Raw genomic sequence first — 16,763 nt, 5'->3', positions numbered from 1 at the left:
AAGACTGAAAAAGCGGGCTTATCTTGCCGAGCCGGGCTGCACGATGCAATGGAAGAAGTGTAGGCACCTGAAATAATTCGTAAAAGTATCGTTTTCACGCCTCTGGCTGCACTGGCAGGCCCCATCACAAGACAGGGCTGGCGCAGTCGGGCGTCACAGCCTGAGGTTGCATGGTAGGGGGCCTGCGCCTGGGAGCGGATCAGGATGCCCCTATGCGGGGGAAAGGCGGCACCGACCCGGGATGGGCCGGTGCCAGATTCACTGGCCGTGATACTCCACCAGGGCCGGCAGGGGGCTGAGTTCCGGCAGGTGGCGTGCCCAGCGCAGGAAGGCATCCGCCAGGGTAATGCCGAGCTCCTGATTGTGCTGGGTCAGGGTGCGGGCAAGGGCCGTGTAGCCCTCCTTGCCGGAGGCGGTATAGGCACTGGAGACCCCGCGATAGATGGCATCCGGCTCGACGTGCTGCCACTGACCTGGGCTGACTTCCCATTCCAGGCGAGTGATCCTCTCCCCTTTGGGTCTGTCGGCCTGATAGCAGAAGCGCACCCCGGCGGTATAGGGGAAGCTGCCGCTGCCATTGCCCGTCACACCATTGTTGGTGGCGTTGTCGATGGCCCCCTCCAGCGCTTCGGCCAGTTCATGGCCGTGCACCCGGTAGAGGGTGAGGGGAATGGCAAAGGGCAGCAGGCGTCCGGCAACGTCTGCTTCGGTCAGGGGGCCTGGCTCGAGGGAGCAGCGCACGCCCCCGGCATTGTGCAAGGCAAAGTCCACCTGACCCACCTGTTCGCGGGCACTGGCCAGCATGGCACTCGCTACCAGGGGGGCGACCTGGCTGCCGGCGGGCAGGCTGGCATCGGGCAGGCGCTGGTGATGGAGCGGATCAGCGAGCCGGGTCACCACGCGCCGGGTCATGGTTTCGAGCTCGGGGCGATAGCGTCTGGTCAGATGCTGCTCGAGCTCGGGGGCCGGTTCGCAGAAGTGCAGCCCCGCAGGAGGCGGGGAAGCAAAGGGCCAGGGATCCCAGGGTAACCACTCCAGCTGGCCGCGGCTTTGGCACACGCGTCCCTGCTCGTCGAAGGTGAGTTCGCACACCCCGAGACAGAGGGCGCTGTGGGCGGCGTGCAGGATGGCCACCCCGTTCACCATGAGGGGATAGCTGCCTTCGCTGTCGAGCCCGAGCGGCGCCAGATCCCCCAGCAGGCTGTGGGTGTGCCCGCCGACGATGAGGCTGAGCTCGGGGAAGCGGGTCGCCAGTCGCTTGTCCTGCGCCAGACCCAGGTGGCTCAGCAATATGATGTGGTGGATCCCCTCGGCCTTGATCTCTTCGAGGGCGCGGCTCAAGGTCTCTTCGATACCGTGGAAACGGGTGTGGGGATCGGGGCTCGCGATGGCGGCCATCTGCGGCAGCGTGATGCCGAGCAGGGCGAAGGGCACGTCGTCGATGACGCGCTTGTGCCAGGGGCGGCTCGCGTCAAACAGCTGCGGCAGCCCCTGCAGCCGCAGCGGGGCATCGGCGGGCTCCTGACGGTTGTCGATGTTGGCGGCGAGCACCGGGAAATCGAGCTGGCGCAAAAACTCCACCAGCGGCCCGTTGCCCAGATCGAATTCGTGGTTGCCGATCACCATGGCATCCGGTCGCAAGAGGGCCAGCAGGTCCGCATTGGCCCGCCCTTTGAAGCGGTTGAAGTAAAGTGACCCCTGGAAGGTATCGCCGCCATGCAGCAGCAGGCAGGTCTGGCCGGCTGCCTCGGCCTGTTGGCGCAGGGCGGTGAGCCGGGTCAGGATGCGGCCATAGCCGCCGCACTGGGTGCGCCATTCGGACTTGCCATCGGGGGAGAAGCGCATGGGGGCGCCATCGAAATGGGAGTGGCAGTCGCTGAAGTGGGCAAGTTGAACCGTCATACTCAAGGCTCGGTCCTCCTTAGGAAAAAAGAGCACCGAGTCTACTGCATGGGGTGGGGGGGATACCAGCCCGGCGGCAGCCGGGCCGGTAAAGAGTCAGGCGGGAACCATGATCTGGGTGGCGAGGATCACCACCAGCAGGCCGACGGCCACCGGCAGCGAGGTACGTTTGACCACCTCGAACGGAGAGAGATTGCCCATCCCCGCACAGGCGACCACCACCCCGGAGACCGGCGAGATGGTGCGGCCGAGGTTGGATGCCTGCAGCATGGGGATCACCAGATAGGCCGGGTTGACGCCGAGGCTGGTGGCCAAATGGGGGATGAGCTCCACGAAGGCGTAGAAGGGGGCGTTGCCGGAACCCGTGGTGAAGGCCGCCAGGGTGGTGATGACCACCAGCACCAGCATGATGACGATGCCGCCGGTACCGAAGCTCTGAGCCAGATCCAGGAGGTTGGCGATGAAACCGAGTCCCATCAGACCCTGGGCAAAGACCCCGGCACCCACCAGCAGCATCACCACGCCGGCGAAAGCGTCGGCCATGTTGCGCCAGCACACCTGCAGCCCGTCCAGCAGCTCGCGGCCGTTGCGCTTGCGCACCAGCTCCAGCAGGGCGGCCAGCACTAGGCAGATGACGATGATGGTGACGATGTCGAGCTTGGGCCCCAGTTTGCCGTCAAACAGCAGCACACCGATGATGGGGGTGAAGGGCAGGATGGCGTAGAAGCCGGGGGCGTCGGTGACGAGATCGCTCGGGGCGACCGCGGCGTTGTGCTCCCCGGCCTTCTGATCCAGATAACGTTGCCAGAAGAAGTGGGTCACCGCCATGGCGGCGATGGCCACCAGGGAAATGGGCAGGGTCAGCTTGAATGCAAACTCGATGAGCTCCATGTTCGCGGCCTGGGCTGCCATCACCACGTCCCCCGAGGTGGGGGAGAGGATGATGGCGGCCGGCGAGGCGCACACCGCCGCTGCCGCGCCACGGGAGATCCCCATGTTGACCATCAGCGGGAAGAGGGTGGCCATCAGCAGAACCCCGAGGCCGGTTGCGGAGCTCACCGCCAGCGACATGGCGCAGGCGACCAGATAGGCGGCCACCAGCAGGATGTAGGGGGACTTGATGACACCGAGGGGTTTGCTCGCGAGCTTCACCAGTATGGTGTTGGCGCCGATGTGGCTCATGTAGCCGGCAAAGCCGCACAGCACCATGATGAGCATGCCGAGGCCACCCCCCCTGTCGACCAGCAGGAAGCGCACGTATTCGAAGATGTCGGTGGCCATGTGGCCGGTAGAGGGGACGCTCGCCGGCAGCACCGCCTTGCCCATCAGGGCGGTGATCGCCAGCAGCAGCAGGCCGCCGCTGAGCAGTACCCCGGTGGCGGAGTAGCCCTTGAAGATGTAGCGACCCACGGCCAGGGTGACCAGGGTGCCGATCAGGAGTTCTATCATAAAACCTTCCCAAGAGTTGAAGTGAGGGGGTGGCCTGCCAGGGCTCACCAGAGGGTTGCGCTGGACTATCCGGCATCGGCCAACAAAAACACTGCGGATATTACCCACTAAGGAGTGTTTCACCATCCGTTCGATGGCAGCTTGTGATCTCGACTGCAAATCCCCGCCTGAGCCGGGGTGATGACTCGCACGTTTGCAGCAACCGGGTGCCAAGAGCGGATGACAGGGGGCTGGATCAGGGGTAATCTCCCAATCGGGTTATTAATTCATTGATTATTAATTGAAATTAAGCCGGGACTCACAAGGAGCAAAGCCGCGGACAGATGGGACTCTTCAGCAAGACAGGGGTGACGGTGGCCCTCATTTATGCCGCCTCAATCGGTGCTGTACCTTCCCACTATGCCGGTGTGAAGGTCGCCCCCGATATCAAGGTCGACTTCCAGTTCTATCGGGTCTCCGGGGCCGATGTGGGGGCCGTGATGCGCCAGATCACCGCCTTGTCGCCCACCCAGGCGGACGGGCACATCGGCAAGGCCAGCTATCAGCTCTCCTGGCAGTTGCAGACGAAGGCGACGGCGGCGCGCTGCGAGCTGGAGCAGGCCAGCGTCCGTGCCCGCATCCAGGTCAGGGTGCCCAACTGGATGGACAAGGCCCGTGCGCCCGCGAAGGAGCGCCAGAAGTGGGACAAGCTGGTGGCCGCCATGTTTGACTACGAGAGTCGTCACAAGGACATCCTGCTGGAGAGCGTGAGCCAGCTTGGCACGCGCCTCGCCCAGTTGCCGGTGACCCGGGATTGCCCAACTCTGGAGCATCAGGGCTGGCAGGCAGGGCAGGCGGTGCTGGAGGCCACCCGGGCGCGGTTCGACAGCCTGGCCCGCCAGACCGATCAGGGTCGCAAGCTGGGGGTCGTCTGGCCCAGGGCTGGCTGATAACACGTGTACAGTCCCATGGCCGCTCATGGGAAACATAAAAAAACGGGCTGATTGAGCCCGTTTTTTTGTTGGTGCGCCAATAGCGTGGAGGCTGGCAGCCCCGGCTCCTGGGTGGCTAGTCGCGCAGTGGCTTGCCCCTGCGCAGCCTTCGCACCCAGTAGCGGGCGGGATGGAGCGCCTCCAGCAGATCGGCGGCCAGCGGCAGGGGATCGCCGCAGATCTCGCTGGCGACCAGTTCGCCGCACAGGGGCGCCGAGCACAGACCCCGGGAGCCGAGCGCCCCCAGCACGTAGAGGCCGGCGTGCAGGGGCAGTGCGCTCTGCTGATCCGCGGGGGCGTTGACGTCATGATCCGCCAGCGCCGCCAACCGGGCGACGGGCCCGGCTACCGGCAGGTGATCCCGGCTGGCGCAGCGCAACCCGATGCGGGCCAGAGCACCGCTCACATCCACCTCGGCAGGCCAGCGCTGCTGGGGCACACAGGCTTGCAGCCGCGCCCTGTTCTGCTCCTGCTCGTCGGTGCGGTAAGCTAGATCGGTCTGGTTGCGGCCATAGCTGGCCCCGATGCAGTGCGCGCCGTTGTGGGCCGGTGTGAGGTAGCCATCGTAGCAGAGCACGCTCTTGAGCTGGCTCAAGCCAGCCGTGGTCGGCACATGGCTCACCTGGCCGCGCACCGGATAGAGCGGCAGCTCGGCAAAGGGGAGAAGGGCTGGCAACTGATGCCCGGCTGCCACCACCAGATTGGGGGCACGCCACTGGCGGCCATCCCGGCTCTCCAGGTGCCAGCCATCGGCCTCTTCGGCAATGCGGGTTACAGCGGCATTGAACACCACTTCCAGCCGCCCGCTGGCCTGCGCCTCCCTGATGGCGGCGCGGGTGAGATCCGCCGGACAGAGCCAGCCCCCCAGGGGATAGCTCACACCATCCGCATCGCAGGGCAGGCCGACCACCTGCTCAACCTCCGCTGCCGAGAGTGGGTGCATCAGCTCGGGGGGGAAGGGGCCCTGGCTCATCTTGGCAAGCTTGGCGGCGGATTTGTCGTCGTAGCCGAGTTGGGTGACGCCACACAGGGAGAAGGCGACGGGGTGGTGCTTTGCCAAAGCCAGCAGCCGGTTTCTGGCAAAGCCGAAGGCCAGCGAATAGAAGCGCGACAGGGCATCGTGCTCGCCGTTGAGCAGGGGGTAGAGGGCTCCTTGTCGATTGCCGGAAGCGCCGCTGGCCGGTTCGCCGTCTTCGCACAGCAAGGTGACGTGCCGACCCCGCTCCACCAGAGAGAGCGCCGTCATGGCGGAAGCGATGCCGCCACCGATGATGAGCACCTCTCCCTCCCGCCCTGCGGGGCGGGCATACCAGGGGGCGATGCTCTGCTGCGGCACTTTGCCTTCCCGAACACCCGCCAGCATCTCCCGCTTGCTGCCGTGGCCCTTCACCTTCTTCATGGCAAAGCCGGCGGCAATCAGCCCCCGTCGCACGAAACCGGCGCAGGTAAAGGTCGAGAGGGTGGCATCGGGGCGGGCGAGGCGAGCGAGATCGTCGAAGAGATCCTGGGTCCACATCTCTGGGTTCTTGGCAGGGGAGAAACCGTCCAGATACCAGGCGTCCACCAGACCAGTTGCCGGATGGGGCACCTGGGGCAGCATCTCCTTGATGTCGCCAAACCAGAGATCGAGACGGATGCGGCCATCGGCAAAGAGCAGGCGATGGCAGCCGGAGACCGGCAACGGCCACTGGTCGATGAGAGGCTGGCTCAAGGGGGCGAGCTCGGGCCAGGCGGCCAGGGCCTTGCGCAGATCGGCCTGGGTAAGAGGGTATTTCTCGACGCTGATGAAGTGCAGCCGGGATCCGTTGCCGGACAGGGGGGCCTGTTCCAGAAAGGCGGCCATTGTGGCCAGAAAGTTAAGTCCTGTACCGAAACCTGTTTCACCAATCACGAAACTGTCACTATCGTGGTGCGAAAATCGCTCTGGCAGTCGATTTTGCTGCAAAAAGACGTAGCGGGTTTCACTTAGACCGTTATCATTGGAAAAGTACACATCCCCGAACTCACTGGAGACTGGAGTTCCCGCTTCGTTCCAGTCCAATCGGGCATGATGTAAGGATGTTTGACTCACGTTTTCCTCGGCTCGCGTCACAAAATCGCGGGCATTCTACGTGAAAGCAGACCAGTTTGGCAGCCGAAAGCGGGTAGACTCGGTGCCAGTTTTTCCAGACGAGATGAATTAATGAGAAGAGCAGTGATCACCGGTATCGGCGTCATCTCCAGTATCGGCAACAACAAGGAAGAGGTGCTGGCCTCCCTGAAAGCAGGCAAATCCGGCATCACCTATTCCGAGCAGTTCGAGCAGTACAACCTGCGCAGCCGTGTCTGGGGTAACATCAAACTCGATCCGTCTGAACTGATCGACCGTAAAGTCATGCGTTTCATGGGTGACGCCGCGGCCTACGCCTACCTCTCCATGCAGCAGGCCATCGAAGATGCCGGCCTGCCGGAAGAGATGGTCTCCAACGAGCGTACCGGCATCGTGACCGGTTCCGGCGGCGCCTCCGGCAAGAACACCTCCGAATCTGCCGATATCGCCCGTGAAAAGGGCGTCAAGCGGGTGGGTCCCTACATGGTGCCGCGTACCATGTCCTCCACCACCTCCGCCTGCCTGGCCACCCCGTTCAAGATAAAAGGTGTCAACTACACCATCAGCTCCGCCTGTGCGACCTCTGCCCATTGCATCGGTCACGCCCTGGAACTGATCCAGCTTGGCAAGCAGGACATCATCTTTGCCGGTGGCGGCGAGGAGCTTGACTGGTCTTCCACCATCCAGTTCGACGCCATGGGCGCGCTCTCCACCAAGTACAACGACAACCCGGAAAAAGCGTCCCGCACCTATGATGCGGACCGCGACGGCTTCGTCATCTCCGGTGGTGGCGGCATCCTGGTGGTCGAGGAGCTGGAACACGCCCTGGCCCGTGGTGCCCACATCTACGCCGAAATCACCGGTTACGGTGCGACCTCCGACGGCTACGACATGGTGGCCCCGAGTGGCGAAGGCGCCGTGCGTTGCATGAAGATGGCGATGCAGGGTGTCGGCAAGGTGGACTACATCAACACTCACGGTACCTCTACTCCGGTTGGTGACACCAAGGAGCTGGAAGCCATTCAGACCCTGTTTGGCAGCAATGCACCCAAGCTCTCCGCCACCAAGGCGATGACCGGTCACGCTCTGGGCGCCGCCGGCGTGCATGAGGCCGTCTACTCCCTGCTGATGATGGAACACGGCTTCATCGCCCCCAGCATCAACATCGAGAACCTGGACGAGAAAGCCGTGGGCCTGCCCATCGTGCGTGAATACGAAGCGGCCGACCTCAATACCGTCATGTCCAACAGCTTCGGCTTTGGCGGTACCAACGCCTCTCTGGTGTTCAGCAAGTTCAAGGCTTGATCTCCCCGTGGGGAGCGCAACGCGAAATAGAAAAAGGCGCCGAAAGGCGCCTTTTTTATTGAACTCTTTTTATTGAACTCTGCTGATGGTTCCCGGTTCGGGACCGCTGTCTGCCAGGGGCAACCGCATATAGACAGCCCCGTCACCATACTCCACCAGCGATTTGCCGGTGTCGGCGGGCACAAACCCCTGCTTGCGCCAGAAGGCGGGGGCATCCTGAACCGCCACCAGGCCTGCATGGCGATATCCAGCATGGCTCGCGAAAGCGAGTGCCCTTGCCAGCAGTCGCTGTCCGACACCCAGGCCGCGTGCCTTGCTCGAGACAGCGAGATCGTGCAGATAGAACTCGTCGTGGCCGGCCAGCGCCTTCATCGGCACCGAGAGGGGCGGGGGCTGGTGGGCACGCCAGGGGTGGCAGAGCAGGTAGCCCAGCACCTTGCCCTGACGCTCGGCCACCCAGCAGCAGGCGGGGGCCAGCTCGGTTTTGTTCTGCATCACCTCGAGGGGCTCGGGTTCGAACTGGTGATAACACTCGTGCTGGATGGCCATGATGGCGGGCCAGTCTGGCGTGCGGATGGTGCGGATCGTGATCATGATGCGGGTCGGGTCCGTACTCAAACCGTGGCAAAAAGGGGTGACAGCATACCTCAGAGAGCACACAAACGAAACCGGGTTACCTGTCAGCGACTCGTCAGCGAACCGGCTCCTTGCTCACGACCTTGATCAGCTGGTAGCGCAAGGAAGGGGCATCGGCCGGCACATCGGCAAGTTGCTCCTTGCTCACTTCCAGTTGATAGCGAAAGCCCGGTTCAAAGGTGAAGCCTTCGATTTGCTGATAGAAGAGGCTCCAGTTCTCTCCCGGCTGACTGCGCACCTGCATGCACTTCATGGGGGCGACACCGACGCAGTCTGCCAACTTGTCCTGGATATAGAGGGTTTCGGTGGTCGGGGCGCTCTGGCAGGCGCTGAGCAGGAGGGCGGAGCTGAGGAGCAGGGGAGATTTCATGATGAATGTCCTTGGCGTAAAAGGGCGCGATTAAACCTGCAAAAGAAAAGGCGGTCAATGACCGCCTTTGTAACAAACCATGACAGATCGGGCTCAGCGCTGGTCGAGGGGCACGAACTCGCGCAGGGGCTGACCGGTGTAGAGCTGACGGGGACGGCCGATCTTCTGATCCGGGTCCGAGTGCATCTCGTTCCAGTGGGCAATCCAGCCGATGGTACGGGAGATGGCGAAGATCACGGTGAACATGGACATGGGGATACCGATGGCCTTCATGATGATGCCGGAGTAGAAGTCCACGTTCGGGTAGAGCTTCTTCTCGATGAAGTAGGGGTCGGACAGCGCGATGCGTTCCAGCTCCATGGCCACGTCCAGCAGCGGATCCTTGATCTGCAGCTCGGTCAGTACCTCGTGGCAGGTTTCGCGCATTACGGTGGCACGGGGGTCGTGGTTCTTGTAGACCCGGTGACCGAAGCCCATCAGACGGAACGGATCGTTCTTGTCCTTGGCGCGGCCGATGTACTCGGGAATGCGATCCACGGAGCCAATCTCTTCGAGCATCTTGAGGCAGGCTTCGTTGGCACCACCGTGGGCCGGGCCCCACAGGGAGGCGATCCCCGCGGCGATACAGGCAAACGGGTTGGCACCGGAAGAACCGGCCAGACGCACGGTGGAGGTGGAGGCGTTTTGCTCATGGTCCGCATGCAGGGTGAAGATGCGGTCCATGGCGCGCTCGATGATGGGGTTGACCTTGTACTCTTCGGTCGGCACGCCAAACATCATGTGCAGGAAGTTGCCTGCATAGGAGAGGGCGTTGCGCGGCTGCATGAAGGGCTGGCCGATGGAGTACTTGTAACACATGGCGGCCAGGGTCGGCATCTTGGAGAGCAGACGGAATGCACAGATCTCGCGATGCTCCTCGTTGTTGATGTCGAGGGCGTCATGATAGAAGGCGGACAGCGCGCTGACCACGCCGCACATGACGGCCATGGGGTGGGCGTCGCGGCGGAAGCCGCGGAAGAAGAAGGCGATCTGCTCGTGCACCATGGTGTGGCGGGTGACCAGACGTTCAAATTCCGCATATTGGGTCTTGGTGGGGGCCTCGCCGTACAGCAGGATGTAGCAGACTTCGAGGTAGCTGGCCTGGGTGGCCAACTGGGCGATGGGGTAACCGCGGTGCAGCAAGACACCCTGGTCGCCATCGATGTAGGTGATGGAAGATTTGCAAGAACCGGTGGCCATGAAGCCGGGGTCGAAGGTGAAATATCCTTGCGTGCCCAGCTTTCTGACATCGATCACATCGGGTCCAACGGTACCGGAGAGGATCGGCAGTTCAACCGGCTCTTTTCCGGGCAGATGTAGGGTGGCTATCTTATCAGCCATAGCACGTCTCCTTTGCTCTTTTATAATTTGGTTCCAGCCCTACTTTATTACGACTGTTATGACGCTGGCAAAGGTTCTTACCCGTACCACGGCGGCTGGAGCGCCTTATTTGAACCAGAGAACCATGTCTTTGTCAATTTTGCTGGATGATCATTAATGACTTGTTAAAGCTGTTGTGAGATCTGGTTTACGGTTTTGGATTTTCTGTGTAGCTATTTGATTGTCATTGGTTAAGGCCGCCGATATACTGCGCCACGTGGGTGATGGTCGTCGGTGTTTGAAACGCTTTCGCAAAGCCAGATGTGATATCGAAAATGTTATTTTTGGCTTTCCTGAGTTGTTTTGGTAACAAAAACCTAACAAATGCCACTCCTCGCCCTCAAAGCGTGTGAAAACAATAACTAACGTGCTCAATGGAGCTGAGTGGGCAAAGCCGTGAAAAACAAACAGAGACCTGTAAACCTCGACCTACAGACGATCAGCTTTCCTGTCACCGCCATCGCTTCCATCTTGCATCGTGTCTCAGGGGTCATCACCTTTGTGGCATTGGCCATCTTGCTGTGGATGCTTGGTACTTCACTCGCCTCTCCCGAAGGATTTGAATCGGTCGTTGCCATCATGGACAACTTCCTGGTCAAGTTCGTGCTGTGGGGGATCCTGACCGCGCTGGCTTACCACATCGTGGGCGGTCTGCGGCACCTGGTCATGGACATGGGCTATTGGGAAGAGCTGGAATCCGGTAATCAGAGTGCCCGTGTGGCCTTCGTGATCACCGCGGTTTTGGCGGTATTGGCGGGGGTACTGGTATGGTAACCAATTCTGCAACTTTCGGGCGCAGCGGTGTTCATGATTACATCCTGATCCGCGCCACCGCCCTCATCATGACGTGCTACGTCCTCTATCTGGTTGGCTTTGTCGCGTTCAACGACATCACCTACGAGGTGTGGACCGGCTTCTTCTCCAACACCTTCACCAAGGTCTTCACCCTGCTGACGCTCGTATGCGTCTTGATCCACGCCTGGATCGGTCTGTGGCAGGTGCTGACCGACTATATCAAGCCGGTCGGACTGCGCGGTGCGCTGCAGTTTGTGCTGGTGGTGGTGCTGTTTGTCTATGTGATGACTGGTTTCGTCGTGCTGTGGGGTGTGTAAGGTGACTATTCCAACTCGTGAATTTGATGCGGTCGTGATCGGTGCCGGTGGCGCCGGTATGCGCGCCGCGCTGCAGATTGCCCAGTCCGGCAAGAGCTGCGCCCTGTTATCCAAGGTTTTCCCGACCCGTTCCCACACGGTCTCCGCCCAGGGCGGGATCACGGTCGCCCTGGGCAATGCCCACGACGACAACTGGCAGTGGCACATGTATGACACCGTCAAGGGCTCCGATTACATCGGTGATCAGGAAGCCATCGAATACATGTGCAAGACCGGCCCCGAGGCCATCTATGAGCTGGAGAACATGGGCTTGCCTTTCTCCCGCTTTGACAACGGTACCGTCTACCAGCGTCCATTCGGCGGTCAGTCCAAGAACTTCGGCGGTGAGCAGGCTGCCCGCACTGCGGCGGCAGCCGACCGCACCGGTCACGCCCTGCTGCACACCCTGTATCAACAAAACGTCAAGAACAAGACCACCGTCTTCTCCGAGTGGTATGCCCTGGATCTGGTGAAGAACCAGGATGGTCATATCGTCGGCTGTACCGCCATCGACATGGAGAGCGGTGAAGTCGTCTACTTCAAGGCCAAGGCTACCGTGCTCGCCACCGGCGGCGCCGGTCGCATCTATCAGTCCACCACCAACGCCCACATCAACACCGGTGACGGCGTCGGCATGGCGCTGCGCGCCGGGGTCGGCGTGCAGGACATGGAGTTCTGGCAGTTCCACCCGACCGGCATCGCCGGGGCAGGGGTACTGGTGACCGAAGGTTGCCGCGGTGAAGGCGGCTACCTGCTGAACAAGGACGGCGAGCGCTTCATGGAGCGTTATGCGCCGAACGCCAAGGACTTGGCCGGTCGCGACGTGGTGGCCCGTTCCATCATGATCGAGATCCGCGAAGGCCGTGGCTGCGACGGTCCCTGGGGCCCGCACATCAAGCTCAAGCTGGATCACCTCGGCAAAGAGGTGCTGGAATCCCGTCTGCCGGGCATCTGCGAGCTTTCTCGCACCTTCGCCCACGTGGATCCGGTCAAAGAGCCTATCCCCATCATCCCGACCTGCCACTACATGATGGGCGGCGTGCCGACCAGCGTGAACGGCCAGTGCCTGACCCAGGACAAGGATGGCAACGACGTGCCGGTTGTCGGTCTGTTCGCGGTGGGCGAGATCGCCTGCGTCTCCGTGCACGGTGCCAACCGTCTGGGCGGCAACTCGCTGCTGGATCTGGTTGTGTTCGGTCGTGCTGCCGGCATGCACCTGGTGGAGACCCTGGGCTCGATGGAGCACGGCACGGAAGCCACCGACGCCGACATCGCCAAGGCGCTGGAGCGCTTCAACCGCTGGGAAAACAACCGTGACGGGGAAGACCCGGCCCAGATCCGCAAGGACCTGCAGCGCTGCATGCAGAACAACTTCTCCGTGTTCCGGGAAGGGGATGCCATGGCAGAAGGGCTGGCCGAGCTGAAACTCATCCGCGAGCGTCTCAAGAACGCCCGTCTGGACGACACCTCCAAGGAGTTCAATACCCAGCGCATCGAGTGCCTGGAGCTGGACAACCTGATGGAGACCGCCTATGCCACCGCGGTGGCGGCGAACTTCCGTACCGAGAGTCGTGGCGCCCACAGCCGCTTCGACTTCCCGGAGCGTGACGATGAGAGCTGGCTGTGCCACAGCCTCTATCATCCGGACACCGAGTCCATGACCCGTCGCGCTGTCAACATGTCACCCAAGACCCGTGAGGCGTTCCCGCCCAAGGTCCGGACTTACTGATTGCGGAGCCAAGCACAATGAACGTCACATTCTCTGTCTACAGATACAATCCGGACGTTGATAACGTCCCGTATATGAAGGATTATCGTCTTGATATTCCTGAAGGTTCCGACATGATGGTGCTCGACGCACTGATCCAGCTCAAGGAGCTTGATCCCACGCTCGCCTTCCGCCGCTCCTGCCGCGAAGGGGTATGTGGATCTGACGGTCTCAACATGAATGGCAAGAACGGTCTGGCCTGCATCACGCCGCTCTCCGATCTCTTGAAGAAGGGCAGCAAGGTCGTCATTCGGCCCTTGCCCGGTCTGCCGGTGATCCGGGATCTGGTGATCGACATGACCCAGTTCTACACCCAGTGGGAGAAGGTCAAACCCTTCCTCATCAACGACGAAAAACTGCCGCCCGTGCGTGAGCACCTGCAATCCCCCGAAGAGCGCGCCAAGCTGGATGGCCTGTACGAGTGCATACTCTGTGCCTGCTGCTCCACCTCTTGCCCCTCCTTCTGGTGGAACCCGGACAAGTTCATCGGTCCGGCCGGCCTGCTCGCCGCCTATCGCTGGCTGGCGGACAGCCGCGATACTGCGGCCAGTGAGCGACTGGGCAACCTGGATGACGCCTTCAGCGTGTTCCGCTGCCACGGCATCATGAACTGCGTGAACGTCTGTCCCAAGGGCTTGAACCCGACCAAGGCCATCGGTCAGATCAAGTCGATGTTGCTCAACCGGGCCGTGTAGTATCGGGGCCAGGGCGCCTTGCGCCGGGCCCGACCTCTGGATAGCCATCCCGCCCCGGGATGGCTATGACCCTATAAGCTGCAGTGCAGCGAACAAGATGTACAAGGGATAGAAATGCATAACGGCGTGATGAAGGCCTGGTTGGAGTCATCTCACCTGGCTGGTGCGAATGCAAGCTACATTGAGGATTTGTACGAATCCTTCCTGGAAAACCCCGACTCCGTTGCCGACGAATGGCGCAGCCTGTTCCAGTCGCTGCCCCAGGTCAACGGACATGCAGTAGAACAACCCCACTCCCAGGTTCGCGACTATTTCCGCCGCCTGGCCAAGGACTCCTCCCGTTACAGCGCTCCCGTCTCCGATCCCCAGGTGGATGCCAAACAGGTTCGCGTACTGCAACTGATCAACGCCTTCCGCTTCCGCGGTCACCAGAACGCCAACCTGGACCCCCTGGGTCTGTGGCAGCGCGAGCCGGTCGCCGAGCTGGATCCGGCCTTCCACAACCTGCAAGGTGCAGACATGGAGGCCACCTTCAATGTGGGCTCCTACGCCATCGGTCGCGAGACCATGGTGCTCTCCGATCTGTATGCCTCGCTGAAGAAAACCTATTGCGGCAGCATCGGCGCCGACTACATGCACCTCACCTCCACCGAGGAGAAGCGCTGGCTGCAAGACAGGCTGGAATCCATCGAAGGGAAGGGCAACTATACCCTCGAAGAGAAGACCCGCTTCCTCGAGAGCCTGACCGCCGCCGAAGGGCTGGAAAAATACCTGGGTGCCAAGTTCCCGGGGGCCAAGCGTTTCTCCCTGGAAGGGGGCGATGCCATGGTGCCCATGCTCAAAGAGCTTATTCGCCGCGCCGGTGAGCAGGGTTGCAAGGAAGCCGTCATCGGCATGGCCCACCGTGGTCGCCTCAACGTGCTCATCAACGTGCTGGGCAAGCGCGCCCAGGACCTGTTCGACGAGTTTGCCGGCAAGCACGGCGAATCTTGGGGCACAGGGGACGTGAAGTACCACATGGGCTTCTCCTCCGACTTCGCCACCCCGGGCGGCAACGTCCACCTGGCGCTCGCCTTCAACCCGTCTCACCTCGAGATCGTCAACCCCGTGGTCATCGGCTCCGTGCGTGCCCGTATGGACCGTCGCGGTGACAAGGACGGCTCCAGCGTCCTGCCCATCACCATCCACGGTGACTCCGCCATCGCGGGGCAGGGGGTCGTTGCCGAGACCTTCAACATGTCCCAGACCCGTGCCTATGGCGTGGGCGGCACGGTGCGCATCGTCATCAACAACCAGGTGGGCTTCACCACCTCCTATATCCGTGACCTGCGCTCCACCGAATATTGCACCGACATCGCCAAGGCGGTGCAGGCCCCTGTGCTGCACGTCAACGGGGATGACCCGGAAGCCGTGGTGCTGGTGACCCAGATTGCCCTGGATTACCGCAACACCTTCAAGCGCGACGTGGTGATCGAGCTGGTCTGCTACCGTCGTCACGGCCACAACGAGGCTGACGAGCCGAGCGCGACCCAGCCCCTGATGTACCAGAAGATCAAGCAGCACCCGACCCCGCGCAAGATCTACGCCGATCAGCTGATCGCCGAAGGAGCCATCGCGCCGGAGCTGGCCACCACGCTAGTCAACGACTATCGCGACACCCTGGATCGGGGCGAGCGGGTGAGCAAGGAGTGGCGCCCCATGGAGCTGCACTCCGTGGACTGGACGCCGTATCTGGGTCACGACTGGGCCATGGCCTATGACAGCACTGTGCCCATGGATCATCTGAAGGCCCTGGGTGAGCGCATCAGCCAGTACCCGGCGACCCATGTGCTGCAACGTCAGGTCGAGAAGATCTACGAAGACCGTCGCTTGATGGCCGCCGGTGAGAAGCTGGTGGACTGGGGCTTCGCCGAGACTCTGGCCTACGCCACCCTGGTGGACAAGGGATCCCGCATTCGCTTTACCGGGGAAGACTCCGGCCGCGGTACCTTCTTCCATCGCCACGCCGTGCTGCACAGTCAGACCGATGCCAGCACCTACACTCCGCTGTGCAACCTGCATGACGAGCAGGGCCCGTTCGAGGTGTACGACTCCGTGCTGACCGAGAACGCGGTCCTGGCGTTCGAGTATGGCTACGCCAGCGCGGAGCCGGCCGGTCTCACCATCTGGGAAGCCCAGTTCGGTGACTTCGCCAACTGCGCCCAGGTGGTGGTGGATCAGTTCCTCTCCTCCGGCGAGCAGAAGTGGGGCCGGATGTGTGGCCTGACCATGCTGCTGCCCCACGGTTACGAGGGTCAGGGCCCGGAGCACTCTTCCGCCCGTCTGGAGCGTTACCTGCAGATGTGCGCCCAGCACAACATGCAGGTGTGCGTGCCCTCCACCCCGGCGCAGGTGTTCCACATGCTGCGTCGCCAGGTAGTGCGCCCCATGCGCCGTCCGCTCATCGTGATGACGCCCAAATCCCTGCTGCGCCACCCGCTGGCGGTGAGCAAGCTCGAAGAGCTGGCAGAGGGCACCTTCCAGAACGCCATCGGCGAAATCGATGCGCTGGATCCCAAAGGCGTCAAGCGCGTGGTCTTCTGCTCCGGCAAGGTCTACTACGACCTGCTCGATGCCCGTCGCAAGGCGGAGCAGCAGGACGTGGCCCTGGTACGGATCGAGCAGCTCTACCCCTTCCCGGAAGAGGAAGTGCGCGCCATCCTGGCCGATTACAGCCATGTCACCGACTTCGTCTGGTGTCAGGAGGAGCCGCAGAACCAGGGCGCCTGGTACAGCACCCGTCATCACTACGACAGCGTGCTGCCAAGCCATGCCCGTCTGCGTTATGCCGGTCGCCCGGCCTCGGCCTCACCGGCTGTCGGTTACATGTCCGTCCACGCCAAGCAGCAAAAAGCCCTGGTGGAAGACGCCCTTACCCTGGAATGAACGAGTTGTGGATGAGAGGGCCCGTGTCGGGATCCTCTCTGACCTGGAACAAGCCTGCTGGCCAAGAAGTAACAAGGAACTGA

13 protein-coding genes are annotated in these 16,763 nt (G+C 62.1%); 7 read left to right on the top strand and 6 right to left on the bottom strand.

The window, feature by feature from the left end; translation table 11 throughout:
• Positions 1-258: 258 nt before the first annotated feature.
• Positions 259-1,908, bottom strand: a complete 1,650-nt coding sequence (locus MUW49_RS15915; protein WP_104452873.1) for a bifunctional UDP-sugar hydrolase/5'-nucleotidase — start codon at positions 1,906-1,908, stop codon at positions 259-261.
• 90 nt (positions 1,909-1,998) lie between these two features.
• A complete protein-coding gene (dcuC, locus tag MUW49_RS15910; protein WP_010674486.1) occupies positions 1,999-3,351 on the bottom strand; it encodes an anaerobic C4-dicarboxylate transporter DcuC in 1,353 nt (450 codons plus the stop codon).
• 323 nt (positions 3,352-3,674) lie between these two features.
• On the opposite strand from dcuC, the gene MUW49_RS15905 reads away from it, so the two are divergent.
• A complete protein-coding gene (locus MUW49_RS15905; protein WP_103858738.1) occupies positions 3,675-4,280 on the top strand; it encodes a DUF922 domain-containing protein in 606 nt (201 codons plus the stop codon).
• Between the two features lie 118 nt (positions 4,281-4,398).
• On the opposite strand, the gene mnmC is transcribed toward MUW49_RS15905, so the two are convergent.
• Positions 4,399-6,414, bottom strand: a complete 2,016-nt coding sequence (gene mnmC, locus MUW49_RS15900; RefSeq protein WP_181023104.1) for a bifunctional tRNA (5-methylaminomethyl-2-thiouridine)(34)-methyltransferase MnmD/FAD-dependent 5-carboxymethylaminomethyl-2-thiouridine(34) oxidoreductase MnmC — start codon at positions 6,412-6,414, stop codon at positions 4,399-4,401.
• 90 nt (positions 6,415-6,504) lie between these two features.
• On the opposite strand from mnmC, the gene fabB reads away from it, so the two are divergent.
• Entirely contained in the window at positions 6,505-7,716 is a 1,212-nt protein-coding gene (gene fabB / locus MUW49_RS15895) for a beta-ketoacyl-ACP synthase I (RefSeq protein WP_029314417.1), read from the top strand.
• A gap of 69 nt (positions 7,717-7,785) precedes the next feature.
• Here the strand turns inward: fabB and MUW49_RS15890 are convergent, their stop codons facing one another.
• The 3 genes from MUW49_RS15890 to MUW49_RS15880 form a co-directional block, all read right to left on the bottom strand.
• Positions 7,786-8,310, bottom strand: coding sequence for a GNAT family N-acetyltransferase (locus tag MUW49_RS15890; protein WP_103858740.1), 525 nt, complete (start codon positions 8,308-8,310; stop codon positions 7,786-7,788).
• Between the two features lie 97 nt (positions 8,311-8,407).
• The gene (locus MUW49_RS15885) at positions 8,408-8,722 is read right to left on the bottom strand and encodes a DUF4377 domain-containing protein (protein ID WP_042863768.1); all 315 of its coding nucleotides are present in this window, start codon (positions 8,720-8,722) and stop codon (positions 8,408-8,410) included.
• 93 nt (positions 8,723-8,815) lie between these two features.
• Complete coding sequence (locus MUW49_RS15880; protein ID WP_103858741.1) at positions 8,816-10,102, bottom strand: citrate synthase; 1,287 nt, start codon at positions 10,100-10,102, stop codon at positions 8,816-8,818.
• A gap of 423 nt (positions 10,103-10,525) precedes the next feature.
• Between MUW49_RS15880 and sdhC the strand changes: the two genes are divergently transcribed.
• The 5 genes from sdhC to sucA all read left to right on the top strand — a co-directional run bounded on the left by sdhC (position 10,526) and on the right by sucA (position 16,680).
• A complete protein-coding gene (gene sdhC, locus MUW49_RS15875; protein ID WP_029314418.1) occupies positions 10,526-10,915 on the top strand; it encodes a succinate dehydrogenase cytochrome b556 subunit in 390 nt (129 codons plus the stop codon).
• Positions 10,909-11,253 carry a succinate dehydrogenase, hydrophobic membrane anchor protein gene (gene sdhD, locus MUW49_RS15870; RefSeq protein ID WP_010674495.1) on the top strand — a complete coding sequence of 115 codons (345 nt, stop codon included), beginning with the start codon at positions 10,909-10,911 and terminating at the stop codon, positions 11,251-11,253. The genes sdhC and sdhD overlap by 7 nt, the downstream gene beginning before the upstream one ends.
• 1 nt (position 11,254) lies before the next feature.
• Complete coding sequence (gene sdhA, locus MUW49_RS15865; RefSeq protein ID WP_103858742.1) at positions 11,255-13,021, top strand: succinate dehydrogenase flavoprotein subunit; 1,767 nt, start codon at positions 11,255-11,257, stop codon at positions 13,019-13,021.
• A 17-nt stretch (positions 13,022-13,038) separates the two neighbouring features.
• Positions 13,039-13,755, top strand: a complete 717-nt coding sequence (locus MUW49_RS15860; protein WP_010674497.1) for a succinate dehydrogenase iron-sulfur subunit — start codon at positions 13,039-13,041, stop codon at positions 13,753-13,755.
• A gap of 114 nt (positions 13,756-13,869) precedes the next feature.
• Positions 13,870-16,680 carry a 2-oxoglutarate dehydrogenase E1 component gene (sucA, locus tag MUW49_RS15855; protein ID WP_010674498.1) on the top strand — a complete coding sequence of 937 codons (2,811 nt, stop codon included), beginning with the start codon at positions 13,870-13,872 and terminating at the stop codon, positions 16,678-16,680.
• Positions 16,681-16,763 lie beyond the last annotated feature (83 nt).

Origin of the sequence: Aeromonas sp. LsrichE-8G (assembly GCF_022869435.1) — a bacterium.
Taxonomy (GTDB): Bacteria; Pseudomonadota; Gammaproteobacteria; order Enterobacterales; family Aeromonadaceae; genus Aeromonas; species Aeromonas caviae.
The sequence above is the reverse complement of the archived record's forward strand: the minus strand, read 5'-3'. Positions and strand labels throughout refer to the sequence as shown.